Genomic DNA, 20,900 nt, shown 5'->3' with positions numbered 1-20,900 from the left:
ATTTAACTAAGGTATTATAAGTTGATAAATAAAATAGATTCTGAAATGTGTATAACTGAGTTGCATATATGCTTTGGAAACAGAAAAGAGAAAGTTAAAATATGAAATTTGAAAATTTAAATGTAATTGAACCAATTCTTAAGGCCTTGAAGGACGAAGGGTATGAAAAGCCTTCTCCCATACAGGAACAATCCATTCCGTCAGTGCTTGAAGGAAGAGATCTGCTGGGATGCGCCCAGACTGGCACCGGCAAGACTGCAGCATTTGCAGTGCCCATAATTCAACAAATATATCAAAACAGGAACAAGAACAGTCAAAGACAGATACAATCCCTGATTCTAACACCCACAAGAGAACTTGCAGTGCAAATTGAAGACAGTTTTAAAGCCTATGGACGATACGCCGGTTTGAAGTACCTTTCGATTTATGGAGGCGTTTCGCAAAATCCGCAGTCAGATGCCCTGAGAAGAGGCGTTGACGTGTTGATTGCCACACCCGGAAGGCTTATGGACTTAATCGGTCAAAGACTGGTGAATTTGCATAATGTGAAGATATTCGTGCTGGATGAAGCAGACCGCATGCTTGACATGGGTTTCATCCACGATGTGAAGAAAATAATTTCCGTTATACCGGATAAAAGGCAGACCTTGCTTTTCTCGGCCACCATGCCAGTGGAGATTTCAAGTCTGGTGAATACAATTCTGTCGGATCCCGTAAAGGTGGCTGTGGCTCCTGTTTCATCTGCGGCAGAAGCAATAGACCAATATGTATATTTTGTGGACAGGAACAATAAAAAGAAGCTTCTTGTCGATTTGCTCAGCAAGAATGACATTTCTTCAGCTCTTGTTTTCACGCGTACGAAGCATGAAGCAGACAAGGTTGTAAAGGAGTTGGCTTCAAAAAACATCAAATCTCTCGCCATTCACGGAGACAAATCCCAGGGGGCAAGGCAAAATGCTCTGAACAGCTTCAAGAAGGGGGAAATCAGCGTGCTGGTCGCAACTGACATTGCAGCAAGAGGCATTGACATAAACGAACTGTCACACGTGATAAACTTTAATATTCCGAACATGCCTGAAACGTATGTCCACAGAATAGGAAGAACGGGAAGGGCAGGCATGTCCGGCACTGCCGTATCATTCTGCGAGTATGAAGAAAAGCCTTACCTTAAGGATATACAGAAATTAATCAAGAAAACAATCAGAGTGGTGGCGGAACATCCCTATCCCATGGTTGAAACTTCAGCCTCGGCCATTACTGCCAAGGAAAAAGGCAGACAAAAAATCGAAAAGATTGAAAAAATTGGGAGAAGCGAAAAAGTCGAAAAATTTGAAGCAGAAATATCAAGATATAAAAAATCCTCTAAGTCAACCTCGTACAAAGGTCCAGGAAAGAGCAGAGCAAAATCAAGCTCTAAAAGGGGAGCAAGATAAAAAAAAATCGGGTTGCCCCGATTTTTTTGTTGTTATGTTATAGTTATATAATATTTACGTTTGTAGCCTGTTCGCCTTTGTTTCCCTGAGTTATGTCAAAGCTCACTGCCTGACCTTCTTCAAGTGATTTGTATCCATTTCCCTGGATAGCTGAAAAGTGAACGAAAACGTCTTTTCCGTTATCTCTTGTTATAAATCCAAATCCTTTTTCTGCGTTAAACCATTTTACTGTACCTTTATTCATGAGGTACCTCCTAATTTTTTATTATATTCCTGCTGCAAATAAAAAATTCACATATTTTTACAAATCATATACACTTAACATATATATAATCTCTAAAAACATGTGAAATCTATAAATACATCCGTAATACCTGCTTACTATAACACATGCATCCATATAAGTCAACAGTGTTTTAAATTTATTTTTAAAAAATATATTAATAAACTATTCGTATCTTTCGGTCCAGGCTATTTTGGTTTCAAGGCAATTGAGGCTCTCCATAGCATTCTGAATGCTGTCTGTAAATTCATTCATGGAGTCTGTAATTTCCTTGCCGTTAAGGGTGAGCACGTGAAAGTTTGAATACACATCCAGATCCCTGACAGGCACCAGTGAAACATTTGAAGGCATGTGTTCCCTGTTGCCTGAAAAGAAACCTATGGCCATGTTGGCGCTGCACAAATCCGACTGAATGTTGACTTCAGCAGGATTGATGAAAATTTTGGGCAGCACTCCGCAGGATTTCAGCCTGTCCGTAAAAGGCACATAATGCTTTGTATCTTCACTCAGGGCAATCACACGCTCGTTTTTCAGGTCGCTGAGGCATATGAAATCGCAGGAGGACAGGGGATGCTGGTTGTTGATGACGGCAAATATTTCTGCCCTGCAGTACAATGAAGATCTGAATTCCTTCTCGTTGTATGGGGCGGTGCAGATGCACATGTCCACTTCGTTGGCCAGCAACGCCTGTTCGCACTTCAAGTCCGGATATTTTTTGAATAATACATTTACTTCAGGGTGGGAACTCATGAAGTTGCTGATGAAGTTTTTCGGCAGCATGAAAAAAATTCCTTCGGCATAGCCTATTGACAATGTTTCCTTGCTTGAATTTTTGGCAAGCCTTATGTGATGTATTGCCAGATGATATTGTTCCAATGTTGTTATTGCGTAGTTTTTTAAGATTTCACCGTATTCTGTCAGCTCTAGGCCACCTGCGTTACGGTTGAACAAGGGGGCATCGAATTCCTCCTCCAGTTTGCTTATAGCCTTGCTGAGCCCCTGCTGCGATATGTATAGGTTCTTTGCCGCCTTGGAAATGTTTTTGTATTCGCAGGTTTCCAGGAAAAGCTGCAGTGTCCTGATGTCCATAATTTCTCCTTATATGCTTTTATAATATTATACTATTATTTTTCATCATCAGCTACAAATTTTAGTTGTAATTTATTTAACAAATATGTGTTTTACAGCTGAACAATTTTCAATTAATCTATAGAAGTAACAACTAAAATTTTATAAAAAGGTGGAGATTTTATGAAATCAACAGGTAAGAAAGGCTTGTGCCTTTTGCTTTGTGCTTTGTTAATATTTTCTCTTTTTGGCTGCGCAAAGACTGAAGAAACTTCGGCTGCAAAGACTGAAAATGAACCAAAGCAGGTTCAGGAAACAACATATACGTCAGAAAGCAAGGGCTTCGGAGGAACAGTGACCGTAACAGGCAAATTCAAGGGTGATGAGTTGGTTGAACTGACGGTATCAGCGCCTGATGAAACAAAGGACATCGGAGGAAAAGCCGCAGAAACTCTGCAGGCTGCCATACTTCAGGCAAAGTCAGCCGATGTGGAGAGCATATCCGGAGCTACATACACCAGCCAGGCTGTTTTGTCAGCAGCAAAGAAAGTTTTCAATGAAGCTGCCGGAATACAGGAAACAGCTGAAATTAAAATGAAGCCGGGAACCTACACGGGTTCGGCAAATGGCTACAGCGGTATAATAGTTGCCACGGTAACCGTATCCGAAAATGAAATACTTAAGATAAAACTGGAAAACACAACAAATGAGGACAGCACCATTAAACCCGACCAGCCTATGTACATAATGCAAAACATAGCTGTAAGGGAACTGGACCAGATTTTTCACGACGTTGAAACGTTACTTCCCGAAAGAATCATAAAGGCTCAGTCATTGAGCGTTGATGCAGTTACAGGGGCAACGGCCAGCAGCAACGGAGCGCTGGCAGCAGTGAAAAATGCCGTGAAGGAAGCCGGTGCAGATCCTGAGGCATTCAACAGGACTGTTGCAAAAAACACTGCCGAAGAAACTTATGACTGTGATGTAGTGGTCGTAGGCGGAGGAACCGCAGGAACAACTGCAGCTGCTCAGGCCAAGGAGCTGGGAGCCAAAGTTGTTCTTATTGAAAAATCTGCAAGGCTTGGAGGAACAGGCGGACTGTCCGCGGGACCAATGGCCCTGAATACGGATGCTCAACTGGCACTGGGACTTGAAGCGGATGTTAAATCATACTATGACCATTATGACGAGCTTATGCACTGGTCCATTAAGGGAGCCCTATTCAGCCAGCTGCTCAATAAGTCGGCTGAAACATTTGACTGGCTCAATGCAAACGGAATGAGCCTTGTGCCCGATACAGGATGGTTTGCAGAAACTCACGGCAAGACTTCCCTCACATGCTACACGTCTTTGCCTTACATGGGACTGGAAGTAAGGAATTATTTTGAGAACCTGGCAAGCAAGGTTGATACTGTATTGATGGAAACCACAGCAAAATCATTGATAACAGATTCCAACGGAAAGATAACCGGTGTGATTGCAGAAAAATATGACGGAACGAAGGTTACTGTAAACGCCAAGGCAGTCATAATGGCTACAGGCGGTTTCGGCGGCAATCAGGAAATGATGCAGGAAAAGCTGGGAGCTGTGTACAATCTGCTGGGAGTAAGGCAAAATGACGGTTCCGGACTCAATATGATGCTTGAAGCAGGTGCCAATGAATACAATGATACAGCCATATGCACCCACGCCATAGGCATTCCGGGTGAGGTAACAGGCTTCAACGGATTTGACAGAACGATACCGTATTCTCTTATTACAAGTGCGGCACTTCTGCAGGTAAACGGAAACGGTGAGCGCTTCATGAACGAAGAAATTCAGGATACGGACATGACAAGAGGTTCAGTGACGCATGCAGCACAAGGCTCTTACTACTACGCACTGCTTTCACAGAAACAGGTTGATGCCATTGCACAAAAGGGAACAGGCGCAGTGGGTCAGCAGTATGACCCTATGGCATTCAGCTTCCAGTACCAGACCGCCGGCAAAGATGTGCCCATGACCAACATACAGGCAGTTTTGGATGCTGCAGTTGTTCAAAACCTGGCATTCAAGGGAGCCACTCTTGAAGAGCTGGCAGAAAAGGCAGGGATGGATCCAGAAATATTGAAGATGAACGTTGCAGGATATGATGAATCCTGCGCCGCGGGCAAGGATGAAATATTCGGTAAGACTGTCAGCGAGCTGAATGCTCTTGGCGAGGGACCTTACTATGCCGTAAAAGGAACCACAGTTGCATACTGCACTGTTGGAGGCGTTGAAACTGCTTCTAACCTTCAGGTTATGAATACGGAAGGAAGACTCATAGACGGACTTTATGCAGCCGGAGTAGAATCCATAGGCAACATAATGGATGGAAAAGGATACACAAACGTATCAGGTATCGCACTTTCATGGGGGTTCAATTCCGGAAGAATTGCTGCAGAAAATGCTGTTGCGGCAATAAACAGGTAATAATCAAAAAACTGCGGCCAGGCCGCAGTTTTTGTTTTGAAAACGCATAAAAAAACTTTCCGCAAAAGGCGTACAGCTTGCCGGATGATTTTAAAAACTGCAAAAAAAACAGTTGACAAAGATTATTTTTTATTATATTATCTCAATTAATATAAATAAATGCGTTGACGCAGAGAAAGATATTTTGAACATTATCAGAGAGTTGGGTAAGGTGAAAGCCAACAATGCAAGAAATATGGAATATTCACTGCTGAGCAAATCCGCTTAAAGGAAATCGAGTAGGCGGGTGCGTGAACTCACGTTACAGGGCTAGAAGTTAACAGACTTCGAAGAGTGATGATACTATATCATAACTAGGGTGGTACCGCGAATCTTTCGTCCCTATAAGCACAGTTGCATTCAAATGTAAATGTGCTTATAGGAATGAAAGATTTTTTTAATTCCGATTATTTATTAAACTATGCGCAGAGTTTAATTTCTAAATTATTTCAATAGGAGAATGAATATGGAAACTAAAATTCAAGGTCAAACTGAAACAAATCAGATCACTAAGCAAAAATCAGTTGTTCCTCCATTTGTGGGAATTGCTGCAGTTTGGTTCGGCACACATGCAGGACCCGGGGTTGCATCCGGTAAGCAGGTTGCAACGTACTTTGCGTCTTACGGGAAATGGGGTATCATAACTCCGGTTCTGGCTATGGCACTTCTAGGCTTGGCAATGTATTATTCTTTGGAATATTCAAGGGTTCACAAGATTCATGACTTCAAGTCATTTACAAACAAGTTCTTTCATCCTTATGAGAAATTATTCAGCGCATTTTTTGAAATATCTTTCCTAGTCACATCGCTTCTGGCTCCGGGCCTTTGCATAGCTACAAGCGCAAAGCTTCTGGAACAGTTCTTCGGATTGAATATGTGGGTTGGAACAGTAATGATGGTTGTCATCTCTGTGATTCTAGTAATTTACGGTGCAGAGCTGGTTAAGGCGGCCTCAACGGCTCTGACTGTGGGAATACTTGTTGTTATAGCCATGCTGGTTGTACTTGGACTGAATGCAAGTGCAGGAGCCTTCAGTGCCAACTGGGCAGCTTCAAATACATCAGATTACTCACATAAAGGAGCTATATGGCTTGCAATTACCTATACTGGTTTCCAGACCACAGGAAATATAGGAAACTGCATATCGGTTTCACAGGGTCTCAAGAGCAAGAAGGAATCAATGATGTCAGCAACACTCGGAATAATATTAAACTCTTTGATGCTGGTTGCAATTGTTATTGTAAACTTCGCTTACCAGCCTGATTCCATCAAGAGTCTTCTGCCGAACTACTACATCGTTCAGCAGATCGGATACCCCATACTTGAAAGTGTGTATGTGGTGTTTGTCATCATGGCATCTCTTTCAACAATAATCGGTTTTGCATTCGCTCTGGTTGCCAGATACGGAAGCAAGGAATATATGGTAAAGAGAATTAAAACAGAAAAGTCAAGAAACATACTCATTGTAATGACAATGCTTGTTTTGGACGTAATGGTGTCCACATTCGGCATTGCGTCAATAGTGAACATCGGCTACAAGTACCTGGGATACTTCGCAATATTCGTAGTTTTGTTCCCGGTAATAATAGTAGGAAACATAAGAGGCAGAAAAGAAAAATCTGCTTAGACAATGCTGCGAAGCGTACGCTTCGCTGCATTTTTTAAAGGAGGAAGAAATGACAATCATAGTGCTTATTAAACAGGTACCGGACATGGAAAAGGTCAGGTTTGACAGGGAGAAAGGGAGAATAGACAGGTCCTCTGCAGGAACTGAAATAAATCCGTTTGATTTGAATGCCCTTGAAGCGGCTTTGCAGATAGGAGAAAACACGGGAGCAAAGGTAGTTGCGCTCTCCATGGGACCTCCCCAGGCGGAGGAAGCATTAAGGGAAGCAATCGCCAGAGGAGCTGATGAAGGAATTCTCTTAAGCGACATGAAGTTCGGCGGTTCTGATGTGAAAGCAACATCAGGAATACTGTCAGCAGCCATAAAAAAGATTGGGGATTACGACCTGGTCATAGCAGGCATCCAGACCGTTGACGGAGACACCGGACAGGTTGGTCCGGAAGTTGCAGGGTTATTGAACATTCCGCACATAAGCAGCGTTGAAGAAATAAGAAGCTATTCAGAAGAATCCATCGATGTGGTCTGCAGTGTGTGGGAAGGGCTGTATCTCAAAAGAGGCAGGTATCCGTTGCTTATGACTGTGACCAAGGATGTGAACGTACCGAGGCTTCCTTCCTTTAAAAACAAAATGAAGGCAAGAAAGGCAGAAATTACAAAGTGGTCTGCCGAGGATCTTAAAGATTTTACAGATGAAACAAAAATGGGAGCAAAAGGCTCACCCACAAAGGTTAAAAAAATAGAAGTTCCTTCACAGTCGCAAAGAGAAGGAAAAACATTCAAGAATGACGACAGCACAGCGATATCGGAAATGATAAACGTCTTAAAATCACAAAAGGTGCTGAAGCAGGAGGTTTAAATGGAAGTTAAGGAATACAGCGGAGTTTTGGTTTTCGCGGAACAAAACAAAAATGCCATACACAAGGTTGCATATGAACTGCTTGGCAAAGGAAGAGAACTTTCAGAGAAACTTCAGTGCAGACTCATGGCTGCAGTGCTGGGACCGGATAAAACAGACGTAAACGAACTGATTTACAGGGGAGCAGACACCGTCTATCACGTATGTGACGAAAAAATCTTCAGCGTTCCTGATGAAATTGCATACGCTGGAAATCTCGTGAAGCTTATCGGAGAGTTAAAACCTGAAATATGCCTGTTCGGAGCTACATCCTTCGGGAGAAGTGTTGCGCCAAGAGTTGCAGCCATGCTGGAAACCGGTCTTACTGCAGACTGCACTGACCTTAAGATAGATGATGACATGAAGCTGGTACAAATAAGGCCGGCGTTCAGTGAAAACATATTGGCACACATAAAGTCAGACAACTATCCTCAGATGGCTACAGTAAGGTACAAGGAGTTCGAAGAAGCTTCAAGAGATCAGTCCAGGACAGGTGAAATCATTAAATTGGAAGCGGTATTGAGCAGTTCAAATACTGTTGAAGTTCTGGAAGAATTGTCAATTGAGGACATTAACATTGCAGATGCCCATGTGGTTGTTTCTGCAGGAGTTGCAGTAAAAAGCGCGGAAGACCTAAAAATGATAAACGAACTTGCCGATCTTCTGGGAGGACAGGTTGGTGCATCAAGGGCACTGGTGGAAACAGGTCTCATATCTAAAGCCCATCAGGTGGGATACAGCGGCAGCAGGGTTAAACCCACAGTCTACATTGCATGCGGCATTTCAGGAGCACCGCAGCACCTGGCCGGCATGAAGGAATCTGATGTAATAATAGCAATAAACAATGACCCGTCGGCACCCATATTCAACGTGGCCGATTATTCCATAGTAGGGGACATGTATAAAATCATCCCGGAACTTATAAGAGCAATTAAGAATTAAAAATTAAGAGTTAAGAATTATTAGTTATGTCAGTATTGTGAAATTTTAAAGGTATAATAAGCCAGAGTTATAATGAAAATACTACTTTTTTTTAAGTATTGAAATATGGAGGAATCATGAACGATATTATCATAAAGAAGATGCAGGAAATTGTGGGAGCGGACTATGTGGTTTCCCACCTTGACAAAGTTGCAAGCTACTGCGAAGATGAAACTGAAAAGGCGGTAAAGCCAAAGGTTTGTACGGACTGCATAGTGGTTAAGCCTTCTACTGCAGAAGAAATATCTGAAATAATGAAGTATGCCAATGAGAACAAACTTCCGGTCATGGCAAGGGGAGGAGGCACAAGCCTTTCGGGCGCAGCAGTTGCCATAATGCCTACCATCATTGTTTCAATGGAAAGAATGAACAGGATTATAGAGGTTGACGAGACTTCCATGACCGTGGAGTGCGAAGCAGGGGTTACACTTTTGCAGATAGGTGAACATTTCAGCAAGCATGACACCTTGTACTTCCCCATCCATCCCGGCGATGAGGGTGCTCAGGTAGGCGGATTGGTTGTTATGAATGCCGGCGGAGTAAGAGCCGTAAGATACGGAGTCATGAGAGACCAGGTAAAGGCGCTGGAGGTTGTGCTTCCCACAGGTGAAATAATTCATGCGGGAGGAAAGCTCATAAAGAACAATGCAGGCCTTGACATCAAGGACCTGATCATAGGCAGCGAAGGAATATTGGGGATAGTAACAAAGGCTACTCTGTCAATCAAACCAAAGGACAAGTATACGGGAAGCCTTCTGGTTTCATTTGAAAACGAAGAGGATGCCGTAAAGGCGGTAACAGAAATGTTCAAAGCAGGAATAAGACCGCTTGCCGTGGAGTACATGGAAAAAACAGCAATTTTAAGAGCTGCAAAAGACATTGGCATGACATGGCCTTCTGACGTTGGAAATGTTGACTTGTACTTCATCGTTTCAGAAAGAAAAGAAGATGACCTGTACGAGATGTATGAGACAATAGTGGGAATTTGCGATGAAAACAACGCCTTGGACAGCTTTGTGGCTGAAAGTTCCAAGGAGCAGAGGACGCTTCTGGAAATAAGAAGCCATGTGTATCCAAGCATGCACAAGATGGTTGTTGATGCCATCGATGCCGCGATCCCCATGAAAAATCTTTCCAGGTACATGGAAGGAATCAAGAACATAAACAACAAGTATGGTGTAGAAATATCCACCATAGGACACATCGGCGACGGAAACCTTCACAACAGCATTCTTACAGAGGATGCTTCGAAACCTGAATGCTACGACCAAATATCAGATGAAATTTTCAAGCTTGTTATCCAGTGCCAGGGCTCTATCACAGGAGAACACGGCGTAGGAAAGGTAAGAAACGAAAAACTCAAAATGCAGTTTACAGAAAAGGAACTTCAGATTATGAAGGCCATCAAGAATGTTTTTGACCCCAACAACATTCTGAATCCAGGTACCGCTCTGTAAAATAATGTTTTTAATGCCGCTGTCCGGTGTATAATATACAGAAAGCGGCATTTATTCTGCCGACGTGAGAGGCTAATATGAACTATGTTTATTCAAATGAAGAACTGAAAAATGTAATTGACTGCAGCAGCATGACTATGGTTTATTTCGGAAGTGTAGTTTGCGGCGTGTGCAGTGCTTTGAAACCAAAAATAGAAGAGATGCTTTCAATGTATCCTCACATAAATGCAGTGCAGGTGGATGTGGATAAGTCTCCTGATATTGCAGCTTCAAACAGCATTTTTACAATTCCCGGAATCATCCTTTTCATTGAAGGCCGTGAAGCCATACGTCAGGCACGGTTCATAAGCGTTCCTGACCTTGATGAGAAGATATCAAGATACTATGAATTGTTTTTTGAAGAATAGAGCCGCAGGCTCTTTTTTTTTCATAATTTGACAGCTTGATTTTGTATAGCAGGTATTTGCAGGGGCAAAATAAGTTTACAAAAATGATTGGAGGCAATTACTTGAAAATTTACAGGGTAAACATGACAAATCTCACGTTCTCTGCTGAAGAAGTTCCTGAAAGATGGAAGCTGCTGGGTGGACGAGGTCTTACTTCATCCATTATTTCCGAAGAAGTTGACCCAACCTGCAATCCATTGGGAAGCAAAAACAAGCTTGTGTTTGCTCCGGGTTTGTTTGCAGGTACCAAGGCTGCCAATTCCGGACGGCTTTCCGTGGGAGCAAAAAGTCCACTGACCGGCGGAATAAAGGAGAGCAATTCAGGAGGAACAGCAGCTCAGAGGCTTGCTAAGCTGGGCGTTAAAGCACTTATCATCGAAGGAATGCCCAAGGATGACAAATGGTATACAATCCATGTCCACAAGGACGGCGTCAACATCAAGGAAGAGACTGAGCTGATGGGCAGGGGAAATTACGAGGTTGTACAAACAATAACCTCACGATACGGTGAAAATACCGGTATAATGACCATAGGCCAGGCAGGCGAATACAAAATGTCCATGGCCAATATTTCTGTTAAGGACCCAAAGGGACACCTGAGAAGCGCAGGCAGGGGAGGTCTAGGAGCCGTTATGGGATCCAAACGAATAAAGTTCATCTCCCTTGACGATAACGACGGCGATGGAATAGACATAAAGGACAAGAAAAAATTTGACGAGGCAGCGAAGATTTTCAACAAGGGCCTTTTAAGGCATCCTGTCAGTGGGGAAGCACTTCCTAAGTATGGTACGGACGTGCTCGTAAACATCCTTAACGAGGCAGGCGGACTTCCCACCAAGAACTACCGCATGGGCAGGTTTGAAGGAGCAGAAAAAATCTGCGGAGAAACCATGTATGACAACATTGTGGCAAGAAACGGCGACACCACCCACGGCTGCCACGTGGGCTGCGTAATACGCTGCTCACAGACTTACAACGACAAGGACGGCAGCTATATCACATCAGGCTTCGAATATGAGACCATATGGGGGTTCGGCGCAGGCTGCATGGTTGACGATCTTGACATCATAGCTCACATCGACCACCAGTGCGATGACATAGGCATTGATACAATAGATACAGCCGGCACCATGATGGTGGCCATGGAGGCAGGATTGCTGAACTGGGGCGACGGCGAAGGAATATTGAACCTTATAAAAAATGAAATAAAAAACGGTACGCCCCTTGGGAGAATTTTGGGAAACGGCCCGGATTTTACAGGAAAGGCATACGGTGTAAGCCGCGTACCCACAGTTAAGGGGCAGACCATGCCGGCATATGATTCCCGAGCGGTGAAAGGAATAGGAGTAACCTATGCAACCACTCCCATGGGAGCCGACCATACGGCGGGATACTCGGTGACTGCTAATATCCTGAAGGTCGGCGGCTCGTTGGATCCGCTTAAAAAAGAAGGTCAGACAGAGCTTTCAAGAGATCTTCAGATAGCCACGGCTGCAATAGACAGCACAGGGCTGTGTTTGTTTGTATCTTTTGCTGTTCTGGACTTTGACGAGGTTTTTGCAGCACTTCTCGACATGATAAACGCCCAGTACGGAACTCAGTGGACAAAGGAAGACTGGAATGAATACGGCATGAACGTATTAAGGATTGAAAAGGACTTCAACAGGCGTGCAGGGTTTACCAGCAATGATGACAGATTGCCTGAATTTGTGTCGGAGCCCATACCGCCGCATAACGCAGTATGGGATATAACAGGCGAAGAGCTCGACAGGGTTCTTATGTTTTAAAGGAGGCAGTATGGAAGTTAACGTTAAATTGTTTGCCACTCTCAGAGACGGACGTTTTAAGGAAGAAAAGGCAGACGTACATGAAAATACCCAGGTCAAGGATGTGATTTCCAGGTACAACATCCCTGAAAAAGAAGTCAAAATTTGCCTGGTGAACGGCCGGGACGCCGCTTTTGACCAGAAGCTGAACAACGGAGACACACTGTCATTGTTTCCGCCGGTAGGAGGAGGTTGATGAGCGCAAGGCTCCCTCCCAGGTATGAAAGAAACTACAAGACAATATCAGAAGAAGATCAGAAGAAGCTTTCAAAGACAACGGTTGCCATTGTAGGATGCGGAGGTTTGGGAGGAACCATGGCCGAGGAATTTGCCAGGCTGGGAGTAGGAAAGCTCATACTGGTGGATGGCGATACATTTGTTGAAAGTAACCTTAACAGGCAGCTTTTTTCAACAGAAGACAATATCGGTACCAAGAAGGTGCAAGCAGCAAAGACAAGGCTCCAGAAGGTAAATTCAGAGGTTGAACTGGTTTTGGTGGACGATTGGTTTGACGAAGACAATGCAGACACCATTTTTCAGGGAGCCGACCTTGTATGTGACGCTCTTGACTCCATCCAAAGGCGCATTGACCTGGAAGCATCGTGCCACAGACTCAACAAGCCGCTGGTGTACGCAGGCATAGCAGGCTGGTTTGGAATGATGGGAGTAAGCTTTCCCGGGGATTACAGCGTGCTCAGGTTATTCAAGGACGGTAAGGAAAACGACAGGGGTGTTGAAAAGTCCTGGGGTAATCCTGCCTTCACACCGTGGGTTGTCTCAAGTCTTGCTGTTGCTGAAGCCGTGAAGATTGCAGTGGGAAGAGAACCTGCCCTTAGAAATTCCTGGCTGCAGGCAGACCTTTTGTTCATGGAATTTGAAACTTTTGAAATTTCAAAGTAAAATTACCTTAATTTATAAAAAGACAATGCTTATAAAAAACTGCAGCGGGGGCATAATAGTTTAGAAAAGTGTTGATGCTTTTCAATATATTTTAAGGAGACCAACATGGAAGGCAAAGTTCAAAAAATGGATCAACACAATCCAGGTATCAAATGTGTTGTTAACACATGTTACTATTATGCACAGGGAGACCACTGCAATGCACAGAAAATAGAAGTTCAGAGCCGCGATGCAAAGACAGCCAGAGAAACAGACTGTGCTACATTTACGCCCGGCAACCAAAGCATGTCATAGCTAAAAAGTTAAAAAATTGTTCCTTTCAAAGGCAAAAATTGACAAACATCAAATTCTATAATTAAGAATAGATCGGTCATAATCATTGTTCCTTTGCGGGAACAATTTTTTATTGGAGGAAAGTTTTCCTCTTTATTGGCTCCTTGCTGAATTTACAGAAAATTTAATTGAAAAACTCTGGTTCTGGTATATAATAAATATAATTACTTACTTTGGAAGGAGACTATAATGTATTCAATGCCGTTGTACAGGCCTCCAAGCGAGGCAAGAAGCCTTATTATACAGGTAACTGAAGGATGCTCACACAACAGATGCAGGTTTTGCTACATGTACAAGTGTAAGCAGTTCAGGATGAAGTCAGACAGGGAGCTCAAGGAGCATATAGAGTGGCTTAAACCACACTACAGTCATGCGGAAAGAATATTTCTCGCTGACGGAAACGTGCTTTGCCTAAAGACGGAAAAAATTCTTGAGATGCTTGATTACATAAAGAAGGAATTCCCGAATGCAAAAAGGATCAGTTCATATTCCGGACCGCTGGATATATTGAGAAAGTCCGAAGAGGAACTTAAATCAGTAAGAGAAGCAGGCATAGAGCTTTTGTACATGGGAGTGGAAAGCGGCTCAGACAGGGTTCTATCACTTATGGATAAAGGCGTTAACCAATCTCAGATGATTGAAGCAGGACAAAAGGCTATTCGGGCAGGCTTCAAGCTTTCCTGCATGATAATTTCCGGACTTGGCGGCAAGGAAATGATGCATGAGCATGCACTGGAATCAGCGAAGGTTATTTCAGCCATCAATCCCCACTATTTCTCGCTGCTGCGGCTGGTGGTTGAAGAGGAATCCGAGCTGGCAGAGGATATAAGAAAAGGAAGTTTTCAAATGTTGTCACCCATGGAGGTTCTTGAAGAAAACATATTGATGCTGGAAAATATGGAGCTTGAAGACTGTATATTCAGGGCAAACCACGTATCAAACCACGTCAACCAGGCAGGTACCCTGAACAGGGACAAGGACGTGCTGGTTACAAGGCTGAAAGTATTAAGAGACAGCGGTAATTTCATTCCAATGGAATATGACACGCTGTAATAAGATGTCAACTCAAAAGGCTGCTCCGGCGGCCTTTATTCTTTCGATATAAGTTGACACCCAACTTAATTTTGGCTACCAGAAGATAAGCAAACAGGTGAGCTTCATAAAATAATAAATCTTCTTATATGTAAATTTAAAAGCTGCTTTGGAAATTCCCAAGCAGCTTTTAAATTTAAAAAAAAATTCAATTGCAAATTTTTCCTTAGAATAATAAGCGTCTCTCAAGAAATAATAAAAAAGGGAAACGAAAGGAGACAATCATGAAAAACGATCCAAAACCGGATGACAGAAGAGACAATGTTGACAGAATACAAAACAACATTGATAATACAATCGCCAACTACAGGGAAACAAAAGATCTCATAAAAAATGTCGAGAACTCAAAGGACAGACAGGACCTGATCGCCAAAAATCAGAGAAGAGAACAGGCAGTGAAGGGTATGAGGGAAGAAATAAGAGACGAAGCCATAGACAAGAAAAACGGATACAAGTAACAAAAAAGCTCCTCCACGAGGAGCTTTCTCTAATTAACTACGTTTATAGGATTTCCTTCCACGAATTTTTCAATGTTTCCATAGGTGTATTCCATGAGTCTTTTTCTTGCTTCAATCGGTGCCCAAGCTATGTGTGGCGTTATAATCATGTTCCTTGCCTGAAGCAGGGGATTGTCACTTCTTATCGGCTCCGTGGAAACAACGTCACAGGCAGCAGCTGCAACCTTTCCGCTGTTAAGAGCGTCTCTTAAATCTTCCTCCACAATCAGTGGCCCCCTTGAATCGTTGATTATTATTACGCCGTCTTTCATTTTATTAATGTTGTCCTTGTTTATTATTCCCTGTGTCTTCGTAGTCAGCGGGCAGTGAAGCACTATGACGTCTGAATTTTCCATTAGTGTGTCAAGGTCTGTATACTTAACGTTTTCATTTTCGAGTTCCGGATTTGGGTGTGATGCGTTGGCAAGAATTTTCATACCCATTGCCTGTGCAATCTGACCTGTCTTTTGTCCGATTTTTCCGTAACCTATTATTCCCATGGTTTTTCCGTCAAGTTCCATGAGAGGATAGTTCCAGTAACACCAATCTTTGCTGTTGGTCCAGTCTCCGTTTTTTACGGATATAGAATGTTCACCAATGTGGTGGCATATTTCAAGCAGCAAGGCTATGGTGAACTGTCCCACTGATGAAGTCCCATAAGTGGGTATGTTCGAAACGACAATGCCTCTTTCTTTTGCAGCAGCTGTGTCAACGATGTTGTAACCTGTTGCAAGAACGCTTATGAATTTCAGATTGCTGCATTTTTCCATGGTCTCTCTTGTAACCGGAGATTTGTTGGTAAGAACTATTTCAGCGTCTCCGATCCTTTCTGCAGTCAGTTCTTCAGGTGTGCGGTCATAAACGGTTACGACGCCTAGTTCCATTATTCTATCCCAGGATAAATCTCCGGGGTTCAGTGTATATCCATCCAAAACTACTATTTTCATATTATTCTCCATACGTGATTTAACTTTTAATACTGAAATTGTATCAAACATCTGGTTTCAATGCAATTAAATTGTGGAATCCATGAAAACGTAATAATTTGGTTGACAAAATTTTATTAATGGAATATAATCCACTTATGGAATAAATTAGCGAACTGATAAAGGCAAACCCGGTGAAAATCGGGGACGCAAAGCCACGGGCCTTAAGGTCATGACCAAGGTAGCCGGGTTACCAAATTTGCAAATACGTGAGTATTAGCTCTGTTTGGCGACCCATTCAGAGCTTTTTTCGTCCAAAAATTACCCTTTGGGACATTAGAAAAGGAGATCTAAAAATGAAAGACGTAAAAAAAGTATCATTAATTTTAGCACTTCTGTTAACACTAGTTTTTCCAACTGTAGCTTTTGGGGAAGATCTAAATGGTGACACACAAACAAACGAAGCAGCTGCAGATGACATCCAGGTTGAAGCAGAAGATTCCGATGACATCATTGACGAAGATACTGCAGAGACAGATGGTGAAGACACGGAAGAGGGAACAGGAAAAGGAAATGTAAAGGACAGATCTTGGAAAGAAGCCAAGGCAGCTGTAGAAGCCGACAAAAATGAAATCGAATCTTTGAAGGACGAAGTTGGAGCCAAGCTTGAAGAAGTTGAAGCACAGCTTGAAGCAGCCGAAGCAGCAGGCGATGAAGCAAAAATAGCAGAACTTAAGCTTCAGCTTCAGAACCTTAAAATTGAGCAAAATGAATACAAGTTGCAGCTTAAGTCTAAAATAGCAGAAATGCAGGAGATTGTAAGAAACAAGTATACTGCAGAAGAGCTTGAAGAGCTTGCACAGGTATCCGAAAGCTTAGCAAGCCTGGGAAGCATTGAAGTTATTCCTGTGGAAAATGTTCTGTTCCTAAAAGGAAATGCAAAGTTTGACACTCCTCCGGTAATAAAGGAAGGCAGGACGCTGATACCGGTAAGGGCTATTTCCGAGGCCATGGGAGCAGACGTTGATTACAACAGTGAAGAACAGACTGTGACAATAACAAAGGACGGCAAGGTCATAGTATTCAGCCTGGCCGAGGGAACCGTGTCAGTTAATGAATCAGAGGCCGCAATCGATGTTCCGGCAGAAATAATGAACAACAGAACAATGGTTCCTCTGCGTTTCATAGCTGAACAGCTGGGACTTACAGTAGAATGGGATCAGGAACTGGAAACAATAACTATTGAATAAATCTCCTCCTCTTTAAGGGTTCTGGCACTTTTTGCCGGAACCTTTTTTTATTAACACCATTAAATGTAAGAATGAACCCAAAGCACTTCTGCAGCCCTGCTTCCCGGATTTCTCCACTTATGGGACCTGGTGGACTTAAAGTGGATGGAATCTCCTTCCTTAAGAACAAATTCGTTCAAATCATCCAATACGACCAAAAGTCTGCCTGACAAGACGTAAATGAATTCTTCTCCGCTGTGGTGGCTGTGAGATTTGAAGTCACCGCAACCCGGACTTATTGTAAAGCGCATGGAGTCAAAGGTAGTCTCATTGCTGTCAATAAGGGACTGTATGCTGATGCCTTCAAGACCTGTAAGGATATTGATGCCGGTTCCCTTTCTGACAAGCTCCCTTTCAACTTCGCTTGTAATGTCAAAAAAGCGTATGGTGCTTTCCCCGTAAAAGGTTGCAAGCTTATCCAGAATATCAAATGATACACCGGTCCTTCCGTTTTCGATGCGGCTTAAGTATGAAGGTGATATACCAACTGCCTGGCTGACTTCTTCAAGCGTGTACCCTTCATTTTCCCTGTAATTTTTGAGTTTGCTGTGATAAAGCTCCTTGCAGTATTTTTTCTGCTGAGAAGAACGGGATGCCAGTTCCTTGGACATAAGCTGCTTGATCATTGCAATGCTCATGTTTTTAGTGTTGGAATACTCACGTATTTTTTTCAGAAGCTCTATGTCATGGAAGTCATAAAATCTGTAATTGTTGCCTTTCCTTTTTGACACTATGAGGCCGGCTTTTTCCCAGTTCCGTATGGTTGCAGGAACCACACCTACTATTTTTGCAACGTCACTGATGTTAAAGCCAATCTGTTCAGCGTCGTAGGCCTTTTGGCTTTCATTATAATCAGTCATGAGTTTATCCTTTCTATATTTGTTAAATTAATATTATACTAAACTGGACAAAATTTCAATAGCAAAATAATTTGCACAACAATATAAAATAAAATAAAAAACATAGGAAATATATATCTGATTTTCCTTGATATAAAGGCAAACATGAAAAATTTTAAATCAGGTAATTTTAAAAAAATATCCATGAGACAAGTTAAATTGCTAACAATATTTAAGGTTGACGTATCTTAAGGGCTATTTGATATTTAAAATAATGAACAGGAAAAAACGTTACAATAAATTAAAATATATTGTTAACAGCAAAAAGATATAATATAATTGTAGCAATATTGATTATATACTTTGTATTGTTATTTCATGAATTTTAAGCAAGGGGCAAACAGGTGGTTAGTAAAATCAGTAAGTATTTATTTTCATCGATTGATGACAGAAATTTGTCTGTTGTTGTTTTTGCATTGCTTTTTTCTTGGCTGTTGGCATTCCCTTTTGAAGGTCAGTCTCTATATGCTTTGGCAGCTGAATATGACTTTAATCCGCATAACATGATGTTTGCTTCCGTAATATTTCACTTTTTGGGGCTCCTAAGTTCGGGAATGTTTGTAAGCTCATTGAAAGGCGTTAAAACGACAATGGTGGTCACTGTTTTGTTCTGTATGGCAGGTTCATTTGTCCTGTTATTTCCGCCGTCAGCGTTTTGGGCTGTATTTCTTGCAGTGAGTTCTTTTCTTATGGGATGCTGTGTTTCAGCTTGGAGTTATTATTTCAAAAAATACACTCCCAGAAACATGCGAATGATAACCGCCGCAGATTCATTGATTTACAGCAATTTATTGATGATTGCCATCAATGTGACATCCATAAAAATATCGGTTTATGCGGGTATATTCATTTCTGTAGCAATTCTTGGGATAGGAGTGTTTTTTATATCTAATCTTAAAGTTGAAGAAAGCAAGTCAGCTTGTGTTTCTGATGGTTATAAAAGTCAGGAAAATTCAAGTCTGGAAAAACCCCTTGGCCTTTTGTGTATATTCATAGTGGTAATAACTGTAAATTCAGGCTTGATGTACAGAGTCATAAACCCAGCTTTCAGCAATTTTGAATGGCTGACAAGCTGGTATTGGGCAATTCCTTATATAGCTGCCATTTACATAATGAAGAATGTACCGGGCTCAATCAACAGATCATACATTCTTATTGTTGGAATTGCAATGATAGGATTTGCTTTTATCGCATTTATGACATTTGGTAATACACTGATAAATTATCTGACAGTTGACACTTTGATTCTTGGTGCTTTTGGAGTGTATGATCTGTTTTGGTGGAGCATACTTGGCGAAATGCTTGAGTTTCATGATAATCCTTCTAAAATCATGGGAGCAGGTCTTTCAGCCAATGTTCTAGGAGTCTTGCTGGGTGGGGTTCTGGGAAATTTGCTGATTAAAACAAGTTCTGTAAAAAGCAATACATCAATAGCAGCTCTGGTCATTATATTTATAATACTTATAATCCTTCCGGTGCTGCACAAACAGCTTTTGATGCTGTTGAAAAATCATGCATTTCTTACTATTATTTCGGATATGACACAGGAACAGCGTCTGTCAGCGAAAAGAAATGTCACTGTAATTGGAAATCTCACAGACAGGGAAAGCGAAATTGTAGAGCTTCTGCTTAAAGGAAGAACTTATAAAATGGTTGCGGAAGAATTGTTTTTAAGTGAGAATACTGTAAAGACCCACATAAAGAACATATATTCTAAGCTTAACATAAACAGCAAGGCAGAACTTATTAAACTGCTGGCAGATGAATATGCTGACAGATAATCTGTCTAGTTTGCAGTATTTTGAACATCACCCTTTATGGGTGATGTTTTTTAATGCAAATCATTAATTAATGGTGATGACTTTTTATGTGAGAAATGATACTTTGTTTCATATGAATAAAGGTGGAGGAAGAATTGTCATGGGCACAATAAGAAAAAGAATTCTTATGCTTGAAGCTGTAATCTGTATCTGGCTTTTGGTTATGATTTCTTTTCTTAATGAAGTATCATTAAATAATACTGACGGTGTTGTTTTTTTGGTATTTGAGTCAGCGGCAATTCTTCTTTTATTTCTGCTGGTTAAGCAATTCAGAGACTATGAGGACGCAAAGCTTATTGTAGATAACACGATCATCAGGATACCATTTGCGTTAATGAATGATGATAATGGTGAAAATTTGGAGATTCATATTTCCTGCTTCGGAATTCTGTTGGATTCAAAGGTCATAAAATACAACATGAAAAATATTAGCCTTAAAGACATTGAAATAGACAATGAGTATATCTGCATAAACTATTCCGTAAAGAAAAAAGATAGGCAGGTATGCATTCTTCACGGCAACATCAGCAATTTAGAACAACAGGTGATATTGAAACGCTTTCGCTACGAAACAGGAATTACCCCGGTAATAAAGTAATTGAAATTTATAGCTGACCATAACCAGCAGCTATTTA

The 20,900-nt window shown here is 41.8% G+C and carries 20 protein-coding genes, 1 riboswitch and 1 other annotated feature; of the genes, 16 read left to right on the top strand and 4 right to left on the bottom strand.

Features of this window, described 5'->3' with window-relative positions; all coding sequences use genetic code 11:
- Nucleotides 1-101 precede the first annotated feature (101 nt).
- A complete protein-coding gene (locus AAGU76_RS07200) occupies nt 102-1,433 on the top strand; it encodes a DEAD/DEAH box helicase (RefSeq protein WP_342484797.1) in 1,332 nt (443 codons plus the stop codon).
- 43 nt (nt 1,434-1,476) lie between these two features.
- Here AAGU76_RS07200 and AAGU76_RS07195 read toward each other — a convergent pair whose 3' ends face one another.
- Complete coding sequence (locus AAGU76_RS07195; protein WP_342484796.1) at nt 1,477-1,677, bottom strand: cold-shock protein; 201 nt, start codon at nt 1,675-1,677, stop codon at nt 1,477-1,479.
- A 204-nt stretch (nt 1,678-1,881) separates the two neighbouring features.
- Nucleotides 1,882-2,805, bottom strand: coding sequence for a LysR family transcriptional regulator (locus tag AAGU76_RS07190; RefSeq protein ID WP_342484795.1), 924 nt, complete (start codon nt 2,803-2,805; stop codon nt 1,882-1,884).
- Between the two features lie 162 nt (nt 2,806-2,967).
- Between AAGU76_RS07190 and AAGU76_RS07185 the strand changes: the two genes are divergently transcribed.
- The 12 genes from AAGU76_RS07185 to tlp all read left to right on the top strand — a co-directional run bounded on the left by AAGU76_RS07185 (nt 2,968) and on the right by tlp (nt 15,292).
- Nucleotides 2,968-5,238, top strand: a complete 2,271-nt coding sequence (locus tag AAGU76_RS07185; protein ID WP_342484794.1) for an FAD-dependent oxidoreductase — start codon at nt 2,968-2,970, stop codon at nt 5,236-5,238.
- Between the two features lie 155 nt (nt 5,239-5,393).
- Nucleotides 5,394-5,624, top strand: a binding site (T-box leader).
- A 119-nt stretch (nt 5,625-5,743) separates the two neighbouring features.
- The gene (locus AAGU76_RS07180) at nt 5,744-6,904 is read left to right on the top strand and encodes a hypothetical protein (protein ID WP_342484793.1); all 1,161 of its coding nucleotides are present in this window, start codon (nt 5,744-5,746) and stop codon (nt 6,902-6,904) included.
- A gap of 49 nt (nt 6,905-6,953) precedes the next feature.
- A complete protein-coding gene (locus AAGU76_RS07175; protein WP_342484792.1) occupies nt 6,954-7,760 on the top strand; it encodes an electron transfer flavoprotein subunit beta/FixA family protein in 807 nt (268 codons plus the stop codon).
- Complete coding sequence (locus tag AAGU76_RS07170) at nt 7,761-8,741, top strand: electron transfer flavoprotein subunit alpha/FixB family protein (protein ID WP_342484791.1); 981 nt, start codon at nt 7,761-7,763, stop codon at nt 8,739-8,741. It abuts the gene before it with no gap.
- 116 nt (nt 8,742-8,857) lie between these two features.
- On the top strand, nt 8,858-10,237 hold the full coding sequence (locus AAGU76_RS07165) for an FAD-binding oxidoreductase (protein ID WP_342484790.1): 1,380 nt from the start codon (nt 8,858-8,860) through the stop codon (nt 10,235-10,237).
- Nucleotides 10,238-10,314: 77 nt separating this feature from the next.
- Nucleotides 10,315-10,644: a thioredoxin family protein gene (locus AAGU76_RS07160; protein WP_342484789.1), complete on the top strand. Its 330-nt coding sequence runs from the start codon at nt 10,315-10,317 to the stop codon at nt 10,642-10,644.
- A 101-nt stretch (nt 10,645-10,745) separates the two neighbouring features.
- A complete protein-coding gene (locus tag AAGU76_RS07155) occupies nt 10,746-12,470 on the top strand; it encodes an aldehyde ferredoxin oxidoreductase C-terminal domain-containing protein (protein WP_342484788.1) in 1,725 nt (574 codons plus the stop codon).
- Between the two features lie 10 nt (nt 12,471-12,480).
- A complete protein-coding gene (locus AAGU76_RS07150; protein WP_342484787.1) occupies nt 12,481-12,705 on the top strand; it encodes a MoaD/ThiS family protein in 225 nt (74 codons plus the stop codon).
- Nucleotides 12,705-13,409 (top strand): HesA/MoeB/ThiF family protein, encoded by a 705-nt coding sequence (locus tag AAGU76_RS07145; RefSeq protein ID WP_342484786.1) that lies wholly within the window; start codon nt 12,705-12,707, stop codon nt 13,407-13,409. The genes AAGU76_RS07150 and AAGU76_RS07145 overlap by 1 nt, the downstream gene beginning before the upstream one ends.
- A 105-nt stretch (nt 13,410-13,514) precedes the next feature.
- On the top strand, nt 13,515-13,703 hold the full coding sequence (locus AAGU76_RS07140; protein WP_342484785.1) for a DUF1540 domain-containing protein: 189 nt from the start codon (nt 13,515-13,517) through the stop codon (nt 13,701-13,703).
- A gap of 228 nt (nt 13,704-13,931) precedes the next feature.
- On the top strand, nt 13,932-14,795 hold the full coding sequence (locus AAGU76_RS07135; RefSeq protein WP_342484784.1) for a radical SAM protein: 864 nt from the start codon (nt 13,932-13,934) through the stop codon (nt 14,793-14,795).
- A 263-nt stretch (nt 14,796-15,058) separates the two neighbouring features.
- Nucleotides 15,059-15,292: a small acid-soluble spore protein Tlp gene (gene tlp / locus AAGU76_RS07130; protein WP_342484783.1), complete on the top strand. Its 234-nt coding sequence runs from the start codon at nt 15,059-15,061 to the stop codon at nt 15,290-15,292.
- 29 nt (nt 15,293-15,321) lie between these two features.
- Here the strand turns inward: tlp and AAGU76_RS07125 are convergent, their stop codons facing one another.
- Nucleotides 15,322-16,278, bottom strand: a complete 957-nt coding sequence (locus AAGU76_RS07125; RefSeq protein ID WP_342484782.1) for a D-2-hydroxyacid dehydrogenase — start codon at nt 16,276-16,278, stop codon at nt 15,322-15,324.
- A 153-nt stretch (nt 16,279-16,431) separates the two neighbouring features.
- Nucleotides 16,432-16,515: riboswitch (cyclic di-GMP riboswitch) on the top strand.
- A 98-nt stretch (nt 16,516-16,613) separates the two neighbouring features.
- Here AAGU76_RS07125 and AAGU76_RS07120 point away from each other — a divergent pair.
- On the top strand, nt 16,614-17,507 hold the full coding sequence (locus tag AAGU76_RS07120) for a copper amine oxidase N-terminal domain-containing protein (RefSeq protein WP_342484781.1): 894 nt from the start codon (nt 16,614-16,616) through the stop codon (nt 17,505-17,507).
- Between the two features lie 59 nt (nt 17,508-17,566).
- Here the strand turns inward: AAGU76_RS07120 and AAGU76_RS07115 are convergent, their stop codons facing one another.
- A complete protein-coding gene (locus tag AAGU76_RS07115; protein ID WP_342484780.1) occupies nt 17,567-18,406 on the bottom strand; it encodes a cupin domain-containing protein in 840 nt (279 codons plus the stop codon).
- Nucleotides 18,407-18,789: 383 nt separating this feature from the next.
- Here AAGU76_RS07115 and AAGU76_RS07110 point away from each other — a divergent pair, with 383 nt between their 5' ends.
- Nucleotides 18,790-20,226, top strand: a complete 1,437-nt coding sequence (locus AAGU76_RS07110; RefSeq protein WP_342484779.1) for a helix-turn-helix transcriptional regulator — start codon at nt 18,790-18,792, stop codon at nt 20,224-20,226.
- Between the two features lie 139 nt (nt 20,227-20,365).
- Nucleotides 20,366-20,863 carry a hypothetical protein gene (locus tag AAGU76_RS07105; RefSeq protein ID WP_342484778.1) on the top strand — a complete coding sequence of 166 codons (498 nt, stop codon included), beginning with the start codon at nt 20,366-20,368 and terminating at the stop codon, nt 20,861-20,863.
- The last annotated feature ends 37 nt before the right edge of the window (nt 20,864-20,900 follow it).

It is taken from the genome of Sedimentibacter sp., from assembly GCF_038562225.1.
In the GTDB taxonomy this organism is placed as follows: Bacteria; Bacillota; Clostridia; order Tissierellales; family Sedimentibacteraceae; genus Sedimentibacter.
Note: the sequence above shows the minus strand (reverse complement) of the source record. Positions and strands in the feature narration are given on the sequence as shown.

Coding starts and splice junctions, on each gene's coding strand:
- AAGU76_RS07200 (WP_342484797.1), top strand. CDS start 102: ATGAAATTTGAAAATTTAAATGTAATTGAACCAATTCTTAAGGCCTTG.
- AAGU76_RS07195 (WP_342484796.1), bottom strand. CDS start 1,677: ATGAATAAAGGTACAGTAAAATGGTTTAACGCAGAAAAAGGATTTGGA.
- AAGU76_RS07190 (WP_342484795.1), bottom strand. CDS start 2,805: ATGGACATCAGGACACTGCAGCTTTTCCTGGAAACCTGCGAATACAAA.
- AAGU76_RS07185 (WP_342484794.1), top strand. CDS start 2,968: ATGAAATCAACAGGTAAGAAAGGCTTGTGCCTTTTGCTTTGTGCTTTG.
- AAGU76_RS07180 (WP_342484793.1), top strand. CDS start 5,744: ATGGAAACTAAAATTCAAGGTCAAACTGAAACAAATCAGATCACTAAG.
- AAGU76_RS07175 (WP_342484792.1), top strand. CDS start 6,954: ATGACAATCATAGTGCTTATTAAACAGGTACCGGACATGGAAAAGGTC.
- AAGU76_RS07170 (WP_342484791.1), top strand. CDS start 7,761: ATGGAAGTTAAGGAATACAGCGGAGTTTTGGTTTTCGCGGAACAAAAC.
- AAGU76_RS07165 (WP_342484790.1), top strand. CDS start 8,858: ATGAACGATATTATCATAAAGAAGATGCAGGAAATTGTGGGAGCGGAC.
- AAGU76_RS07160 (WP_342484789.1), top strand. CDS start 10,315: ATGAACTATGTTTATTCAAATGAAGAACTGAAAAATGTAATTGACTGC.
- AAGU76_RS07150 (WP_342484787.1), top strand. CDS start 12,481: ATGGAAGTTAACGTTAAATTGTTTGCCACTCTCAGAGACGGACGTTTT.
- AAGU76_RS07145 (WP_342484786.1), top strand. CDS start 12,705: ATGAGCGCAAGGCTCCCTCCCAGGTATGAAAGAAACTACAAGACAATA.
- AAGU76_RS07140 (WP_342484785.1), top strand. CDS start 13,515: ATGGAAGGCAAAGTTCAAAAAATGGATCAACACAATCCAGGTATCAAA.
- AAGU76_RS07135 (WP_342484784.1), top strand. CDS start 13,932: ATGTATTCAATGCCGTTGTACAGGCCTCCAAGCGAGGCAAGAAGCCTT.
- tlp (WP_342484783.1), top strand. CDS start 15,059: ATGAAAAACGATCCAAAACCGGATGACAGAAGAGACAATGTTGACAGA.
- AAGU76_RS07125 (WP_342484782.1), bottom strand. CDS start 16,278: ATGAAAATAGTAGTTTTGGATGGATATACACTGAACCCCGGAGATTTA.
- AAGU76_RS07120 (WP_342484781.1), top strand. CDS start 16,614: ATGAAAGACGTAAAAAAAGTATCATTAATTTTAGCACTTCTGTTAACA.
- AAGU76_RS07115 (WP_342484780.1), bottom strand. CDS start 18,406: ATGACTGATTATAATGAAAGCCAAAAGGCCTACGACGCTGAACAGATT.
- AAGU76_RS07105 (WP_342484778.1), top strand. CDS start 20,366: ATGGGCACAATAAGAAAAAGAATTCTTATGCTTGAAGCTGTAATCTGT.